Annotated in this window: 15 protein-coding genes; 7 read left to right on the top strand and 8 right to left on the bottom strand. The window is 52.6% G+C overall.

The genetic code is table 11. The features are described from left to right. Positions 1-1,419 (top strand): FAD-binding oxidoreductase, encoded by a 1,419-nt coding sequence (locus F7P81_RS01830; RefSeq protein WP_151158310.1) that lies wholly within the window; start codon positions 1-3, stop codon positions 1,417-1,419. A gap of 586 nt (positions 1,420-2,005) precedes the next feature. Continuing rightward, positions 2,006-2,572: a DUF6101 family protein gene (locus F7P81_RS01825; protein ID WP_151158940.1), complete on the top strand. Its 567-nt coding sequence runs from the start codon at positions 2,006-2,008 to the stop codon at positions 2,570-2,572. Positions 2,573-2,713: 141 nt separating this feature from the next. Here F7P81_RS01825 and F7P81_RS01820 read toward each other — a convergent pair whose 3' ends face one another. From F7P81_RS01820 to purD, 3 genes are all read right to left on the bottom strand, one after another. Next, positions 2,714-3,466, bottom strand: coding sequence for a crotonase/enoyl-CoA hydratase family protein (locus F7P81_RS01820; protein ID WP_151158939.1), 753 nt, complete (start codon positions 3,464-3,466; stop codon positions 2,714-2,716). Positions 3,467-3,468: 2 nt separating this feature from the next. Further along, positions 3,469-5,235, bottom strand: a complete 1,767-nt coding sequence (locus tag F7P81_RS01815; protein ID WP_151158308.1) for an acyl-CoA dehydrogenase family protein — start codon at positions 5,233-5,235, stop codon at positions 3,469-3,471. A 252-nt stretch (positions 5,236-5,487) separates the two neighbouring features. After that, on the bottom strand, positions 5,488-6,795 hold the full coding sequence (gene purD / locus F7P81_RS01810) for a phosphoribosylamine--glycine ligase (RefSeq protein ID WP_246176014.1): 1,308 nt from the start codon (positions 6,793-6,795) through the stop codon (positions 5,488-5,490). 102 nt (positions 6,796-6,897) lie between these two features. Here purD and ubiA point away from each other — a divergent pair, with 102 nt between their 5' ends. Further along, positions 6,898-7,881 carry a 4-hydroxybenzoate octaprenyltransferase gene (gene ubiA, locus F7P81_RS01805; RefSeq protein ID WP_075654798.1) on the top strand — a complete coding sequence of 328 codons (984 nt, stop codon included), beginning with the start codon at positions 6,898-6,900 and terminating at the stop codon, positions 7,879-7,881. A gap of 50 nt (positions 7,882-7,931) precedes the next feature. Here ubiA and F7P81_RS01800 read toward each other — a convergent pair whose 3' ends face one another. The 5 genes from F7P81_RS01800 to pdxH all read right to left on the bottom strand — a co-directional run bounded on the left by F7P81_RS01800 (position 7,932) and on the right by pdxH (position 12,354). Further along, a complete protein-coding gene (locus F7P81_RS01800; RefSeq protein WP_022709975.1) occupies positions 7,932-8,201 on the bottom strand; it encodes an exodeoxyribonuclease VII small subunit in 270 nt (89 codons plus the stop codon). 3 nt (positions 8,202-8,204) lie between these two features. After that, a complete protein-coding gene (locus tag F7P81_RS01795) occupies positions 8,205-9,167 on the bottom strand; it encodes a histone deacetylase family protein (RefSeq protein ID WP_151158304.1) in 963 nt (320 codons plus the stop codon). Between the two features lie 142 nt (positions 9,168-9,309). Further along, a complete protein-coding gene (ribB, locus tag F7P81_RS01790; RefSeq protein ID WP_075654473.1) occupies positions 9,310-10,416 on the bottom strand; it encodes a 3,4-dihydroxy-2-butanone-4-phosphate synthase in 1,107 nt (368 codons plus the stop codon). A gap of 88 nt (positions 10,417-10,504) precedes the next feature. Then, a complete protein-coding gene (gene aroC / locus F7P81_RS01785; protein ID WP_151158302.1) occupies positions 10,505-11,596 on the bottom strand; it encodes a chorismate synthase in 1,092 nt (363 codons plus the stop codon). A 146-nt stretch (positions 11,597-11,742) separates the two neighbouring features. Then, a complete protein-coding gene (gene pdxH, locus F7P81_RS01780; RefSeq protein WP_151158300.1) occupies positions 11,743-12,354 on the bottom strand; it encodes a pyridoxamine 5'-phosphate oxidase in 612 nt (203 codons plus the stop codon). A 469-nt stretch (positions 12,355-12,823) separates the two neighbouring features. Here pdxH and F7P81_RS01775 point away from each other — a divergent pair, with 469 nt between their 5' ends. The 4 genes from F7P81_RS01775 (at position 12,824) to F7P81_RS01760 (ending at position 16,177) form a co-directional block, all read left to right on the top strand. Next, positions 12,824-13,255, top strand: coding sequence for an RT0821/Lpp0805 family surface protein (locus tag F7P81_RS01775; RefSeq protein WP_374828059.1), 432 nt, complete (start codon positions 12,824-12,826; stop codon positions 13,253-13,255). A 359-nt stretch (positions 13,256-13,614) separates the two neighbouring features. Continuing rightward, positions 13,615-14,538 (top strand): DnaJ C-terminal domain-containing protein, encoded by a 924-nt coding sequence (locus F7P81_RS01770; protein ID WP_151158298.1) that lies wholly within the window; start codon positions 13,615-13,617, stop codon positions 14,536-14,538. A 209-nt stretch (positions 14,539-14,747) separates the two neighbouring features. Continuing rightward, positions 14,748-15,566, top strand: coding sequence for an enoyl-ACP reductase FabI (gene fabI / locus F7P81_RS01765; protein WP_116087060.1), 819 nt, complete (start codon positions 14,748-14,750; stop codon positions 15,564-15,566). Positions 15,567-15,577: 11 nt separating this feature from the next. Beyond that, positions 15,578-16,177 carry a histidine phosphatase family protein gene (locus tag F7P81_RS01760; RefSeq protein WP_151158296.1) on the top strand — a complete coding sequence of 200 codons (600 nt, stop codon included), beginning with the start codon at positions 15,578-15,580 and terminating at the stop codon, positions 16,175-16,177. Positions 16,178-16,193: the final 16 nt, after the last annotated feature.

Genomic DNA, 16,193 nt, shown 5'->3' with positions numbered 1-16,193 from the left:
ATGATGACGATTTCAGAAGAGTTGATCGCACGCTTCACTGCAATTGTCGGTGAGAAAAATGCACTCCGCGATCCCGCCGATCAGATTTCTTACTTAAGCGAACCACGCGATCTGTTTCATGGCCGCGCTGCTTTGGTGCTGCGCCCTGCATCGGTGGATGAAGTCTCTGCCATTATGAAACTGGCATATGAGACTGCAACACCTGTTGTGCCGCAGGGCGGTAATACCGGTCTTGTCGGTGCGCAGCAGCCGGATAGCAGCGGACGGGCGATCATTCTCTCGCTGTCGCGCCTTAATAAAATCCGCAATATTGACACGATCGGCAATCTTGTCACGGTTGAAGCCGGTGTGGTTTTGCAAAATCTGCAGGAAGCCGTGCAGGATGCGGGACGGTTGTTTCCTCTGTCCCTCGGCGCGGAAGGTTCCTGCCAGATTGGCGGCAATCTCTCATCCAATGCCGGTGGTACGGCTGTGCTGGCCTATGGCAATATGCGCGAATTATGCCTTGGTCTTGAAGTCGTCTTGCCGGATGGGCAGGTGCTGAATGATCTGCGTCGCGTGAAAAAAGACAATACCGGCTATGATCTGCGTGATCTGTTTATTGGTGCTGAAGGCACGCTTGGCGTTATCACCGCGGCTGTGCTGAAAATGCACCCGCAGCCGAAAGGCAAAGCGGTCGCCTATGCCGGATTGCAATCGCCGGAAGATTTGGTGCAGCTGTTCCGTTTGGCGACCGATCAGGCGGGGCAGGCGCTGACCGGCTTTGAGCTGATGCCGCGCATTGGCATGGAATTTATCCTCCGCCATATCGGAGAAGCGCGTGATCCGCTGGAAAACGCTTATCCGTGGTATGTGCTGATCGAGATTTCCTCTGCGCGTTCCGAGGCCGATGCGCAGGAAATGATGGAAGCTGTTCTGACGCAAGGTTTTGAGGCCGGACTGGTGCAGGATGCAGCCATTGCGCAAAATGGTGCGCAGGCTGATCTGTTCTGGAAAATGCGTGAGGAAATGTCTCCGGCGCAGAAGCCGGAAGGCGGCTCGATCAAACATGATATTTCTGTGCCTGTTGCTTCCATCCCTGCATTCATTGCAGAAGCGGCGATTGCGGTTGAGGAAATGATCCCGTCCGCCCGTGTGGTTTGTTTCGGTCATATTGGTGACGGCAATCTGCATTATAATGTTTCGCAGCCGGTCGGGGCGGATAAACAGGCATTTCTGGCACGCTGGCATGAACTGAACCATCGCATCCATACCATTGTGATGAGTTATAATGGTTCCATTTCGGCTGAACACGGTATCGGCGCGCTGAAGCGTGAAGAATTGCGTGCCTTTAAACAGCCGCTGGCGCTGGAATTGATGCACCGGATCAAGCAGGCTTTTGATCCGAAGAATATTATGAATCCGGACAAGCTGCTCTGATCTGCCTTGTTAAAGTTTAAACATTGAGCCGCCGTTTCGTTAAGAAGCGGCGGCTCAATTGTTAAAAACAGGCCGCTTTGCCCACCGCTCATCATAAACGAGCGGTAAATATCCACATTCTGAGCAGCAAAAACGCGGTTAGTAAAAGATTGATGTGCTGTCCGGCGTGTTTAACGCGGATTTAATGTCCACAGCCTCAGCCTTAATAACTGGTTGCTGCCGGATTGTGGTTTTCAGACAATCTTCAGGTTTGAGGGCTTTGGAAGCGGTAAAATGCTGTTGGCGAAGCAGCACGGGCGCTTATTGTTTAGCTCTTGTTAAAAATCATGAATGTTCGCTGATTTTCATGGTTTAAATGCTGTTTACCGGTCTTTCCGAAGTCTTACTTCTGCTTGGCAGATAGTTGGAATCTGTAAACCATTCCCGCAAAGACAGAAGCATTAACCGTGTCATTTAAGCAGATTGGTGACTTTGCCGCGCTATTCTTGTGTCCAACGAAGCCAAAAAGGCTCGCAAATATAACAGGACCGAAAATAAAAATAACAGCGGTTCTCAGAAGCAACAGGGCGCGAAAACAATGAACCAGATGCTGGAAAAACAGGACAAACCAGTTTGGGCGAGCAGGGAGATCCGTCTCGATCCTTTCCAGTTCCCGCAGAGCGTATCTTACGCTTCAACGGGCGAGCAGGAAGATGTGACTTTCACGATCAATGAGCGTGGCGCAGTGCTGCGACGCGTATTGCCTTCCAGCGGTTTGCCAATGTCTGTGGCATTGCCTGCCCATGTGTTTCTTGGCGTGACCGCCCGTGCAGTTGAAGATGAACAGGGTCTGATTACTGTGACATTGGAACTGATGCACGAAGACCCGCAAATGTCTGTGCCGCTGCTGGTGGCGCATGATCTGGATGATGTTGCCGCTGACTGGCATGCATGGGCGAATGCTTACAAGCTGCCGATGCTTCTGGTTGAGGCCGATGGTGTTGCCCGTCCGCTTCATGACAGCATTGGCGGTGTTACTGCTTCGGCCAGCACAGAGCGTCGTCAGGGGCAGGAGCCGCGTCGTCGCCGTCCGCGTTTTCTGGCACGCCGCAAAACCGGTTCGCTGGGCGTGAGTTTGAAGATTTCTGGCCGCGAAATTATTTCGCGAGTTTAAAAAGTTGAGATTATCTCGCGAGTTTAAGAAACCGAAGACTGTCTCGCGCGTTAAAGAATTAAATATGTGATCTCCAGTCACAGAACATGCAAAAAACCGTATGCTTGAAGGGGCATACGGTTTTTTGCATTATGACTGAAATTATTTTTTGCGGGAAAGAAATGCGCCGACAGCCTGTGCAGTCTCTGCAGATTTCAGGCGATCAGCAAAAATCTGAGCCTCGCGGTCGATCCGGTCTGTGAGCGGTTCGGCGGCACTGCGCAGCAAATCACGGGTCAGTTGCAGAGCCGCAGGCGGGCGTGCGGCAAGCTTTTGAGCGGTTTTCAGCACTTCCGCTTCCAGTTCATCTTCCGCCACAACGCGCCAGACAATGCCGGCTTCCAGCGCCTGTTGTGCGGTCATGGCTTCTCCCATTGCCAGCAGGGCAAAGGCACGCTGATAGCCCATGATTTTAGGGCCGAGCAGGCTTGAACCGGCTTCCGGCACCAGACCGAGATCAACAAATGGCGTGTGAAACACGGAGCGCGGCGTGGCAAAGGTCAGGTCGCAATGCAGGTTCAGCGTGGTGCCGACGCCGATTGCCAGTCCGTCAACGCCGGAGATCAGCGGTTTGCGTGTCAGTGCAAGCCTGTGCAGAAAGTCGATAATTTCCTCACCGAGACTGCCTTGTGACAGGGCTGCATGCATAAAGTCCTGCATGTCATTACCGGCGGAGAATGCACCGGGCTGACCTAGAATAACGCTGACACGGATAGTGTCGTCGGTATCAGCTCGTTTCAGTGCCTCGGCAATGCCGTGATACATATCACGGGTGATGGCGTTTTTCTTTTCCGGCCGGTTGAGGCGGATAATCTGTACAGCATCCTGACGTTCAATCTGAAGAAAGTCGCTCATCATCAAATATCCTGCAAAATTGTTGCGGCATTGCTCAGGCTGGCTGCGCCATTAAACACGACCTGTTTAAGCGCGGCAGTTTCCTGAAGCGTGTTTTCGGCAAAGAATGCGGCAAGGGCAGCAGCACGGCTGTCCTGCAATCCGGCTTTGGTGAGATAAAGCGTACCAACAGTCAGCGAGAGCAGGCGCTGATAGGGGGTAGCACCGCAAAGCGCTGTCTGACTATCGCCTTTAATAATGCAATCCTGCAGCAAGCGGGTGGCTTCTTCTGTAGCATCCAGCGCGGATTCAAGCTGAGGAGCGATTGCGGAGAGCTTGCCGGAGGTTTTGGCCTGTCCGGCAATATCGCGTAATTCCTGCAGGAAACCATGAATATGGCCACCATTTTCCAGTGGTAATTTGCGCATCACCAGATCCATGGCCTGAATACCATTGGTGCCTTCATAAATCGGCAGGATACGGGCATCACGCAGCAACTGCGCGGCGCCGGTTTCTTCAATATAGCCCATGCCGCCATGCACCTGAATGCCGAGAGATGCCACATCCACGCCGCTATCGGTGGAGAAAGCCTTGGCAAGCGGGGTCAGCAGGCTGGCACGGTTTGCCCAAAAATCCGCTTTGGTACTGTCGGCTTTGGCCATGTCCAGCGCCTGTGCGCAGGAGTAGCAAATCGCACGGGAAGCCTGTGTCAGTCCCTTCATGGTCAGCAACATGCGCTGGACATCGGGATGCTCGATGATCGGGCTCATTTCTGCGCCCTTCGGTGCATTCAGGGAACGTCCCTGACGGCGCTCCGCCGCATAGGCACGGGCTTTCTGATAGGCAGCTTCGGCAATCGCAACACCCTGAATGCCGACCAGCAAACGGGCATTGTTCATCATGGTGAACATATAGACGAGGCCTTTATGTTCCTCGCCGATCAGATAACCGACAGCGCCTTTGTCACCTGTATCACCAAAACCGTCACCATAAATCATGGTGCAGGTCGGTGAGGCGTGAAGGCCGAGCTTTTCTTCCAGTCCGGCGCAGAACACATCATTGCGTGCGCCGAGCGAGCTGTCTTCATTGACCAGATATTTCGGTACCAGAAACAGCGAAATTCCCTTAGTGCCTGCCGGTGCATCGGGCAGGCGTGCCAGCACCAGATGCACAATATTATCGGTCAGATCATGCTCGCCATAGGTGATAAAGATTTTTTGCCCGAAAATCCGGTATGTCCCGTCATCCGCCCGTTCAGCACGGCAACGCAAAGCACCGAGATCGGAACCAGCCTGCGGTTCGGTGAGGTTCATGGTGCCTGACCATTCACCGGAAATCAGTTTTTCCAGATAGGTGTTTTTCAGTTCATCGCTGGCATGATGTTCCAGTGCTTCAACTGCACCCATCGTCAGGGTTGAGGCAATAGCAAAACCAAGGGAGCCGGAGTTCCACATTTCCGCAACGGCAACCGAGAGCAAAGTCGGCAGGCCCTGGCCGCCATAGGCAGGATCGCCGGTCAGGGCGTTCCAGCCGCCATCCGTCCAGTCTTTGTAAAGTTCTTTCCAGCCTTCTGCCGTGGTGACCTTAGCATCTTTAAGCGTTGCGCCCTGATGATCGCCTTTGGTGCGTAAAGGAGTGATGCGCGTCTCGCTGAACTTTGCTGCTTCCTGCAAAATGGCTTCAACAATATCCGGTGATAATTCTGAAAACAGATCGGTTTTCAAAAGTTCCGGCAGGTCTGCAACCTGATTGAGTGTCTGGCTGATTTCAGCAAGTGGCGCGCGATACATCTGCTTCCTCCGTTTGGCGCATTCCGTTGAAAGAATGCAGCCGTAATTCTCCTGCAAATATTGGTATCGGCTTATTACGTAAACGTCAATAAAATCTCAGAAGAGCAAAACAAGAAAAAACCCGCCGGAGAGGCGGGTTTTAAAAGCATGATCCCAAAAAGTGAGAACCGGTTTTTGGATGAGATTATGCTCAAATAAAGAGTTCAAACGGGATGATAATTTAAATTAACATCATTCCGTTTGTAAAAGCGATTATCGGGCTGATTTTTCCCGTTCAACGGCGCGCCAACCAATATCCGAACGGCAAAAGCCACCAGCCCAGTCGATTTTAGACACAGCCTGATAGGCTTTCGCCTGAGCCTCGGAGACTGACTTTCCGGTGGCCGTTACATTGAGAACGCGACCGCCATTAGCCAGCAACTCGCCATCTTTATGTACAGTGCCCGCATGGAACACTTTCACATCCGGCAGAGCATCAGCCTCTTCAACGCCTTTGATGACAGTACCTTTGCGCGGGGAGGCCGGATAGCCTTCCGCTGCCATCACCACAGTGAGGGCGGCATCATCGCTCCAGCGGATTGAAACCTGATCCAGCATTTTATTGACCGCCGCCAGCATAATCACCAGCAGGTCGTCTTTGAGACGGGTCATCAGTACCTGACATTCAGGGTCGCCAAAGCGGGTATTATATTCAATCAGCTTAGGGCCGTCTTTACCGATCATCAGACCGGCAAACAGCACACCACTGAAAGGTGCGCCGATCTCGGCCATGCCGCGCATTGTCGGTTCGATCAGCTCCTTCATCACCCGTTCCGTCATGGCTTCATCCATGATTGGCGCAGGGGAATAAGCGCCCATGCCGCCGGTATTGGCACCGGTATCACCGTCACCTACACGCTTGTGGTCCTGTGCGCTGCCGAAAGGCAAGGCTGTGGTGCCGTCACAAATGCAGAAGAAGCTGGCTTCTTCACCGTCGAGAAATTCTTCAATCACAACTTCTGCACCGGCATCGCCGAAATGGCCTTCAAAACAGGCATCTACGGCATCCAGCGCTTCTTCCAAAGTCATGGCAACGACCACACCTTTACCGGCGGCGAGACCATCGGCTTTAACAACAATCGGCGCACCTTGTTCGCGGATATAGGCCTTGGCCTTTGGCGCGTTGTTAAAACGGCCATAGCTGCCGGTCGGAATATCAAAACGGGCACAAAGGTCTTTGGTAAAACCTTTGGAGCCTTCAAGCTGAGCCGCGGCCTGCGAAGGGCCGAATACTTTAATGCCTGCAGCGATCAGCGGATCGGTAATACCGGCAACCAGTGGTGCTTCAGGCCCAACTACGACCAGATCAATCTCAAAGCTGTGGCAGAAGGCAATCACAGCGTCATGATCGTCAATATCCAGATCAATCAGCGTGGCACATTCGGCAATGCCCGGATTGCCCGGTGTGCAATAGAGAGTGCCGAGTAGCGGAGATGCTGCCAGTTTCCAGCTGAGCGCGTGTTCACGGCCACCGGAGCCGATCAGCAGAACTTTAAGAGCGTCTGAGGGGGAGGTGGTCACAGGCATTTCTCCATATGTGCTTGAGGCTTGCTCCTCCTTTACGAAATCGGTAGAGAATTTAAAAGCATTTATGAGAATGCAACTGCGAAAGGTTTGCATAAAATGGTTCAGATTCAGGCACGCGGGCAAACGGGCAAGGTTATGGACGCGCCGTCCGGCCATTGGGTCTACCGGTTATTGCCGCCAAGCCTGTGGCCTTATGCGCAGCTTGCCCGCTGGGATCGCCCGATTGGCTGGCAGCTGCTGCTCTGGCCATGCCTGTGGTCGGCGGCTCTGGTGGCGAGTGCCGGTGCCAAACCCGGAGACGATATCTGGACTGTACTGCCTTCGCTTTGGCATATGGTGCTGTTCCTGATCGGCGCTATTGCCATGCGCGGAGCCGGTTGCACGCTCAATGATCTGGCGGATCAGGATATTGACGATAAGGTTGCGCGCACCCGTTCCCGCCCGCTGCCATCCGGTCAGGTCAGCCGTAAACAAGCTTGGGTTTTCTTAGGCCTGCAATGTCTGGCCGGTCTTGCTGTGGTGCTGCAATTTAACTGGTTCACCGTTGCTTTGAGTTTTGCATCGCTGGTGATTGTTGCAGCCTATCCGTTTATGAAACGTATTACTGACTGGCCGCAGCTGGTGCTGGGTATGGCTTTTTCGTGGGGCGCATTGGTGGCATGGTCGGCGCAAACCGGTTCTCTGTCTCTTTCGCCTGTGCTGCTTTATATCGGCGCGATCTTGTGGACGATCGGCTATGACACGATTTATGCCCATCAGGATAAGGAAGATGATGCACTGGTGGGCGTGCGCTCGACTGCCCGTTTGTTCGGCGAGAAAACCAAGCTGGCGCTGATGCTGCTTTATGGCGGTGCGCTGATGTGCTTTGCCGGTGCGTTTGCTGTGGCAGAAGTGCCGATGCCCGCACTGGCCGGTCTGCTTGCCGCCGGTGTGCATCTCTACCGCCAGATCGTTGTGCTGGATATTGATAATCCGGAGCAATGCCTGCGCCTGTTCCGTTCCAATAATATTGTCGGCTGGCTGATCTTTGCCGGTCTGGTGCTCGGTTCTTTGTGGGTTGTGGTTAAGCCGGTGATCTAAACAATAAAAGCCCCGACATTGCGGGGCTTTTTCAATTCATTGCCAGATAATCACTCAGGATCAAGCGGTTCGGTGCCGGTTGGCTGGCCGTCGCGGCTGAGTTTGATTTTCTCGACTTTATCTTCTGCTGACTGCAACAGTTTTTCGCAATGATTTTTCAGCGCTTCACCGCGTTCATAAATCAGGATCGACTTTTCCAAAGGCACATCACCGCGTTCCAGATCATCGACAATTGTTTCCAGCTGCTTGAGCGCCTGTTCGAAGCTCATCACTGCAATATCATCATTGGAAGCTTGTCCGGTGGTGTTCGGCTCGGTCATAATTTATCCTTTCATTAAACGCGTAATATGCGCTGCGGCGGAAAAGGACAAGCCCTGTAAATCATATCCGCCTTCAAGAAAACTGATCAGCCGGTTATTACAAAACCGGTCGGCGCGCTCCATCACCTGCCCTGTCACCCAATCATAATCTGTTTCGGTCAAATTAAGTTGAGCCAATGGGTCAAGATAATGACCATCAAAGCCCGCTGAAATCAAGATCAGATCAGGGCGAAAATTGTCCAATGCCGGTAAAATACGGGAAGTAAAAGCTTCACGAAACTCCCGACTGCCACTGTCAGCAAGCAAAGGCGCATTCACGATATTACCGACACCGGTCTCCTTGACCAGACCAGTACCCGGATAAATCTGCGCCTGATGTGTTGAACAGAACAGCACATTCTTATCCGCCGCGAAAATGTCCTGCGTGCCGTTACCGTGATGCACATCCCAATCGATGATCGCCACACGTTCCGCTCCAAAATGGCTCTGCGCATAGCGTGCAGCTATCGCGGCCGTATTGGTGATGCAGAAACCCATCGCCGTGTCGGCAGTTGCATGATGACCAGGCGGACGGGCAGCGATGAAGATATTATCCGCTTGCCCGTTAAATACATCTTCAACGGCAGCAAGGGCAGAGCCGGTTGCCGCCAGCACGGCATGCCAGCTTTGCGGACTGACATAGGTGTCCTGTCCCACATTCACAATCGGTTGTGCCATGCCGGAAGCAACTTGTTCTTCATCAAGCGGATCGGGAATCTGTGCTTTAATTTGCTTCAGATAAGAGGCCTGATGCACAAGCTCCAACGCCTGCTCATCGGCAACAGGTGCCTCCACCTGATCGAGCGCATAATAATCATAGCCTTCCAGAACGCTGAATAAAGCCCGCAACCGATCCGGACGCTCAGGATGCCCCGCCGGCGTCAGATGCTCAAGAAAGACCGGATGCGAGTAAAGTCTGGTTGCCATAATATCCTGTATCTGCCTGCTCAGAGCATAATTTCTTAAATTTGAATTAGTTTAAGGTAAAATTATGCTCGCATTTTAAAGCGTTAGGGCGAGTTTTGTGCGCCCAATGGGGCGCACGGCGCTCTAATCAAGCAGAATAAAGTTACAAGATTTCAGTTTTAAGAATAGTAATACCGAAACCTTCCAATCCGACATAATGGCGCTCTTTGGAAGCCAGCAGGCGGATGGAACTGATGCCGAGATCTTTCAGAATCTGCGCACCAAGACCGATCTGGCGCCATTCTTCCTCACGCGCCTGTGCTTCTTTGTGCTCTTCCCTGTCATGATTTTCCGCACGGCGGCGCGACTTGTCATTTTTACCGACGCCGACAGACCCTTCACGCAAGTACACCAGCACCCCGCGCTTTTCCGCAGCCATTCGCTTCAGTACGGCATCAAGGCCGGAACCGGCACCGAATGTATCCGCCAGCACATCTTCCCGATGCAGACGCACCGGCACATCTTCACCGTCACGGATATCGCCGAATACCAGAGCCACATGCTGCATCGGCTCCCATGGCAACTGATAGGTGAATGCGCAGGCGTGCCCCGCCGATGTGTCCACTTCGGTCTCGCCCATGCGCACAATCAGCGTTTCCTTGCGCTGGCGATAGGCGATCAGATCGGCAACGGTAATGCGGTGCAATCCGTGTGTTTCCGCGAATTCCGTCACCTGAGGACCTCGCATCACAGATCCATCATCATTGACCAATTCGCAGATCACACCAACAGGCGGCAGATTGGCCAGCTTGCACAGATCAACAGCCGCTTCCGTATGACCGGAGCGCATCAGCACGCCGCCTTCACGCGCCACCAGCGGGAAAATATGCCCCGGACGCACGAAGTCCGCAGGCCCTGCATTCGGGTTCGCCAGATTGCGCACAGTCAGTGTGCGGTCATCGGCAGAAATACCGGTTGTCGTGCCGTGTTTGTAATCAACAGTAATGGTGAAGGCAGTAGAATGCGGTGCATCATTTTCCGCCACCATTGCCGTCAGATTGAGGCGCTTGGCCTCTTCCTTCGGCATAGGTGTGCAGACGATGCCGGATGTATGACGCACGATGAATGCCATTTTCTCTGCCGTACAATGGACAGCAGCGACAATCAGATCGCCTTCATTTTCGCGCCCGTCATCGTCCATAACAACAACGATTTCACCGCGTTCAAAAGCACGGAGTGCATCAACAACCTGTTTCTGATTATAGCTCATGCTTCACTCCGTAATCTTTCAAAGAACATCACATATAACTGCTCTGGCCGCATCGAATTGAGACGCGGCCAGTCTGGCCCCATGGCTATCAGACGCGGCCAGTCTGGCCGCGGTGACGCAAATAATGATCCGCAATCGCGCAAGCGAGCATTGCTTCACCAATCGGCACAGCACGGATGCCAACGCACGGGTCATGACGGCCTTTGGTCATGACATCCACTTCCTTCTTATCCACATCAATAGAACGACGTGTGGTGAGAATGGATGAGGTCGGTTTCACGGCAAAACGTGCAATAATCGGTGCACCGGTTGCGATACCACCCAGAATACCACCGGCATTATTCGACAGGAAGACCGGATTGCCATCGGTATCAATGCGCATTTCGTCGGCATTTTCTTCACCGGTCAGCGTCGCGGCCTCAAAGCCATTACCGATCTCAACGCCTTTTACCGCAGGGATCGACATCAGATTGGACGCGATATCCTGATCCAGTTTGGCATAAAGCGGCGCGCCGATACCGGCAGGCACACCTTCAGCCACAACTTCAATCACTGCACCAATCGAAGAACCGTTTTTGCGGATACCATCGAGATAGCTGGCAAACAGCTCTACTGAGCCTGCATCCGGTGTGAAAAACGGATTATTGTCGACCTCGGCCCAATCCCAGCGGGAGCGGTCGATCTTGTGAATACCCATGCCTACCAATGCTGCACGGATTTTCAAACCCGGCACAACCTTGCGGGCAATCGCACCGGCAGCAACACGCGCTGCGGTTTCACGCGCAGAAGAACGTCCGCCACCGCGATAATCGCGCAGGCCGTATTTCACATCATAGGCATAATCCGCATGTCCCGGACGATACTGGCGGGCAATCTCACCATAATCTTTTGAACGCTGATCCACATTCTCAATCATCATGGAAATCGGCGTGCCGGTGGTGGTCATCACGCCGTCTTCACTGGTGAGAACACCGGACAATACCCGCACCTGATCCGGCTCGCGGCGCTGCGTGGTATATTTTGACTGACCCGGTTTGCGCTTATCAAGATAGGCCTGAATTTCAGCTTCGGTAAATTGAATACCCGGAGGGCAGCCATCAATGATACAGCCCAGCGCGGGACCGTGGCTTTCGCCCCAGGTCGTCACGCGGAAAAGATGGCCAAAGCTGTTATGCGACATAGAAAACCCCAAGATTGAACCGGTTCTTTGCGGCTCATTTTAATTTCAGTTTGGTAATCTGTTTCTATTCGCCTTTTAAGCAGTGGTCAAACAAGAGAAAGACCGGCGCACAAAAAAGCCGCCGAAGTTATCGGCGGCTTTTTTATTTACGGATAGAATTTCTGGGTTGTCCAATCGCCTTCCGGTGCATCGCGTTTGAAGATCAAACGGTCATGCAGGCGGAATGGGCGGTCATGCCAGAATTCGATATAAGTCGGTTTAATGCGGAAGCCCGACCAATATTCAGGACGCGGAATTTCACCGATGGCATAGCGCGCAGTATATTCGGCAACCGCTTTTTCCAGTGCAAAACGGCTTTCCAGCGGGCGGGATTGTTTGGAGGCCCATGCCCCGATGCGGCTGCCGCGCGGGCGCGACTTGTAATAGGCGTCAGCTTCCTCTGCCGTTACCTGTTCGACAGGGCCGCGCACACGGATCTGACGGCGCAGGGATTTCCAGTGGAAGCACATGGCTGCTTTGCCGGCTGACAGGATTTCGCAACCCTTCTGGCTCTCGTAATTTGTATAGAATACAAAGCCATTCTCATCGAAATCTTTCAGCAGCACCATGCGCACATTCGGCATGCCGCTTTCGTCTACGGTTGCCACTGCAACAGCATTCGGATCATTCGGCTCGGATTTTGTTGCATCCTCTAACCATTCTGCAAACAGACGAAAAGGCTCGGTTGCAGTTGTAAAATCATTCGCTGATGTTGTCATATCGGTATGTTCACTTGCTTGGTAATTGGAAGGCTTCAGCGGTGCTTAACCCGCGCTTCCATCATCATGACCAGCATAAGTTGCATGACCGGCTGTGCTTGTGAAGACCCGCAAGTTTATTATTGTACAAAAAACCGGCTGAGATATCGGATGAAGGCCGTGTTGCGTCTTTAGTCTGCGGATCGGAAATAGCCGCGAAAACAACAAGAAATAATCACAAAACGCGAATAAACGGGCGTATATGCGGAATGCTGTGAAAACATGTTTCAGAAGCCTTTGACGGCTGCTATCGATTTGTTTACCTTCTGCACAAACCGCTTGTTAACGCAGACCGGCACATAATAAACGCCTGTTTTCAATTAACACCGGAATGTCTTTACGGATATTCTGTTCTTCAGCCTGTCAGGACGATCATTTGCCAGTCACTACAATGACTTCAGAATTACGGAAAAGCGGTTTTTTGCAGTTGATGCGGGGGGCATCCTGCCGTTTTCTTATGGTCGTCTGTACTGTTTCTGTCCTGTCCGGCTGCGCAATGTCCGGTTTTGATCTCGAAAAAGCGATGCCGGATAAAAACAGTATTACCGGTTCTGTCGCAAAACAGCCTGCTGTGACAGCAGAGGTCAATGACAGCAGTAAAGTATCGGATCAGAATACCATCCGGAATGTGGTCTCCGCTCTGAATTTCACGCAATGGGGTAAGACACCGATCCCTTGGGCTAATCCGGATACCGGCAGTCAGGGGACAATCACGACTGTCGCCGAGAAAAAGACGGATGCCGGACTGTGCCGCGAATTTGAAACCTCGCGGGAAGCCTTTGACGGTGCTGCACTTTATCGCGGACAGGCCTGTATGGCGCAAGGTGGTGCCTGGGCTTTGACTTCTTTCGCTCCGATTTAATAATTATACGGAAATTGAACGCCAGATTTTGCAGATGAACGGCTATATTTGCCGTTTAACATCTGGAAAACAGCCGTATTGATACGCATATTGCTGTATAAAAGCATGCCGGAACCATGCCGTGAAACACTGTCGCTGTCTTTACAAGCTGATCGGGTGTTTAATCCGCGCGGTAAAATGGTGCCGTATGCGCTAAAGCGTGTTGTGTGAAGTTTGATCTACTGCACTCGCTTTATCTTTTTGATTTGACGCACGTCTTTGTCCCAAAACCGGTACCCGCTTTTGGGAGACATGCGCTAAGCTCTTATCAGATGACAGGTGATTCTGTTTAGTAATCACCGCAGCCATGAAGGAATATTATGCGCGATCCCTATAGCGTATTGGGCGTCGCTAAAACGGCGAAGCCTGAAGAAGTAAAATCTGCTTTTCGTAAACTGGCCAAGAAATATCATCCGGATCAGAATCAGGATGATCCGAAGGCACAGGAGAAATTTGCCGAAATTAATCAGGCCTATGAAATTATCGGCGACAAAGACAAGCGCGGTCAGTTTGACCGTGGTGAGATTGATGCCGAAGGAAAACCGGCAGGTTTTGCCGGTCATGGTTTTGGTGGCCAAGGTGGTGGTTTTCAGGGCGATCCGTTTGCCGGTTTCCGTCGGGGTGGCGCGGGTGGCGGACAAGGTGGCTTCCAGCAGGGCGGTTTTGACGGCGCAGAGGACATTCTGAGCAGCATTTTCGGTGGTGGCTTTGGTAGTGGCGGAAGCCGTACACGCAGCCGCGCACCGTCAAAAGCGCCGGATTTGAAAGCCTCGATCTCTGTTTCTCTGGAGCAGGCGGCAGGAGCCGAGAAGGTTGAGGCGGTTTTCCCGAACGGCAAGAAACTGTCGATCAAACTGCCGAAATATGTTGAGGACGGCCAGACGATCCGCCTGAAAGGTCAGGGAGAAACCATTCCCGGTGCTGTTGACGGCGATGCATTGGTAACAATCAATTTCAAAAAACACCCGCGTTTCCGTCAGGACGGGCGTGATTTGCATCTTGATTTGCCGGTGCAGCTCAGTGATGCGGTGCTTGGTGCCCGTGCGGAAGTGGAAACTTTGAGCGGACGTGTGGCTGTGCGTATTCCTGCCTGGTCAAGCTCGGATAAGATTTTGCGCCTGAAGGGCAAAGGATTGCCTAATAAAACGGGAGATGCTGCGGATTTATTCGTGCATATCCGGATTATGTTGCCTGAAAATGGTGATGAAGAGCTCGAATCGCTATTGCGTTCACGGGCAGGATAAAGTGATTCACGGGTGGATTCGCGCCCGTGAATACTGCTTTATATTGCTGACGGGAACCGTTACATATTAGAAACAACAAGCTGATATTTGCACTTAAATACCTGCTTTCAAGGGGAAGGGGGACAAAATTTACTGTCCTTGCTTGAAGCCAATGCTGTGCTGTGCGATAGGCAGCTATTCAGATTATATTTTTTTATGAGGTATGGTGAATGACCACCAAATCCGGTTTGTTGCAAGGAAAACGCGGGCTGATCTTGGGTCTGGCCAATAATCGCTCAATCGCCTGGGGTATTGCCAAGGCTGCACGGGATGCCGGTGCGGAGATCGCTTTAACTTATCAGGGCGACGCGATGAAGAAGCGCGTCGAGCCGCTTGCGGCTGAACTGGACGCGCTGGTCTGCGGCCATTGCGACGTGACTGACGACGCATCCATGGATGCGGTTTTCGCTCTGATCGAAGAAAAATGGGGCAAGCTCGACTTCCTCGTTCATGCTATCGGCTTCTCTGATAAGGATGAGCTGACCGGCCGTTATCTCGATACTTCGGCAGAGAACTTTTCCAACACAATGCTGATCTCGGTTTATTCCTTCACTGCGCTGGCCAAGCGCGCGGAAAAACTGATGACAGACGGCGGTTCTATGCTGACACTCACCTATTACGGTGCAGAAAAAGTCATGCCGAACTACAATGTGATGGGTGTTGCCAAGGCCGCTCTGGAAGCCAGCGTGAAATATCTCGCTGTTGATCTTGGTCCGCAGAATATTCGCGTTAATGCGATCTCTGCCGGTCCGATCAAGACGCTTGCGGCTTCCGGTATCGGCGATTTCCGCTATATTCTGAAATGGAACGAGTATAACGCACCGCTGCGTCGTACCGTCAGCATTGAAGAAGTCGGCGATTCAGGCCTGTATTTCCTATCCGATCTTTCCCGTTCCGTGACCGGTGAAGTTCATCATGTTGACAGCGGCTATCATACAATCGGTATGAAGGCCGTGGATGCACCGGATATTTCGGTTGTAAAAGACTGAGGACAGCAGGAATGGCACGGGAAATCATTTACTTCTCGCGTCATGGCGAGACGGACTGGAATGTCTCCCAGCGTGTGCAGGGGCAGATGGACATTGATATCAATGCCCATGGCCGCACACAGGCTGACCGCAACGGCGATATGCTGAAGTCGCTGATTGGTACCGCAGAAGGATTTGACTTTGTTGCAAGTCCTCTGCGCCGTACCCGTGAGACGATGGAGCGTATCCGCACCCGTATGGGGCTCGACCCGCTGGCTTACCGCACCGATCCTTTGCTGATGGAGGTGCATTTCGGTGACTGGCAGGGGCATATGATGGAAGAGTTCGAGGCTGCCGGTGTCGGCAGTGCAAGTCTCTTGCAGCAGCGTGAGCGTGACAAATGGAATTTTGTTCCGCCGGGCGAACATGCTGAAAGCTACATGATTCTTTCAGAGCGCGTTGCCAAATGGCTTGAAAGCGTGAAGGGCAAAACAGTGTGCGTGACCCATGGCGGTTGCATTCGTACCTTGTTTTATCTGGTTGAAGGCATGAGCGGGCAGGATGCTGCGCATCTTTCCGTGCCGCAGGACAAGCTTCTGAAGCTTGAAAACAACCGTCTTGAATGGGTTTGAATAAAGAGCTTCTGTA

The sequence above is a fragment of the Pseudochrobactrum saccharolyticum genome (genome assembly GCF_008801715.1).
GTDB lineage: Bacteria > Pseudomonadota > Alphaproteobacteria > Rhizobiales > Rhizobiaceae > Pseudochrobactrum > Pseudochrobactrum saccharolyticum.
The sequence above is the reverse complement of the archived record's forward strand: the minus strand, read 5'-3'. Positions and strand labels throughout refer to the sequence as shown.

What these genes read in the sequence shown, in the direction of transcription:
- F7P81_RS01830 (WP_151158310.1), top strand. Translation starts at nt 1, where the DNA reads ATGATGACGATTTCAGAAGAGTTGATCGCACGCTTCACTGCAATTGTC.
- F7P81_RS01825 (WP_151158940.1), top strand. Translation starts at nt 2,006, where the DNA reads ATGCTGGAAAAACAGGACAAACCAGTTTGGGCGAGCAGGGAGATCCGT.
- F7P81_RS01820 (WP_151158939.1), bottom strand. Translation starts at nt 3,466, where the DNA reads ATGAGCGACTTTCTTCAGATTGAACGTCAGGATGCTGTACAGATTATC.
- F7P81_RS01815 (WP_151158308.1), bottom strand. Translation starts at nt 5,235, where the DNA reads ATGTATCGCGCGCCACTTGCTGAAATCAGCCAGACACTCAATCAGGTT.
- ubiA (WP_075654798.1), top strand. Translation starts at nt 6,898, where the DNA reads ATGGTTCAGATTCAGGCACGCGGGCAAACGGGCAAGGTTATGGACGCG.
- F7P81_RS01800 (WP_022709975.1), bottom strand. Translation starts at nt 8,201, where the DNA reads ATGACCGAGCCGAACACCACCGGACAAGCTTCCAATGATGATATTGCA.
- F7P81_RS01795 (WP_151158304.1), bottom strand. Translation starts at nt 9,167, where the DNA reads ATGGCAACCAGACTTTACTCGCATCCGGTCTTTCTTGAGCATCTGACG.
- ribB (WP_075654473.1), bottom strand. Translation starts at nt 10,416, where the DNA reads ATGAGCTATAATCAGAAACAGGTTGTTGATGCACTCCGTGCTTTTGAA.
- aroC (WP_151158302.1), bottom strand. Translation starts at nt 11,596, where the DNA reads ATGTCGCATAACAGCTTTGGCCATCTTTTCCGCGTGACGACCTGGGGC.
- pdxH (WP_151158300.1), bottom strand. Translation starts at nt 12,354, where the DNA reads ATGACAACATCAGCGAATGATTTTACAACTGCAACCGAGCCTTTTCGT.
- F7P81_RS01775 (WP_374828059.1), top strand. Translation starts at nt 12,824, where the DNA reads ATGCGGGGGGCATCCTGCCGTTTTCTTATGGTCGTCTGTACTGTTTCT.
- F7P81_RS01770 (WP_151158298.1), top strand. Translation starts at nt 13,615, where the DNA reads ATGCGCGATCCCTATAGCGTATTGGGCGTCGCTAAAACGGCGAAGCCT.
- fabI (WP_116087060.1), top strand. Translation starts at nt 14,748, where the DNA reads ATGACCACCAAATCCGGTTTGTTGCAAGGAAAACGCGGGCTGATCTTG.
- F7P81_RS01760 (WP_151158296.1), top strand. Translation starts at nt 15,578, where the DNA reads ATGGCACGGGAAATCATTTACTTCTCGCGTCATGGCGAGACGGACTGG.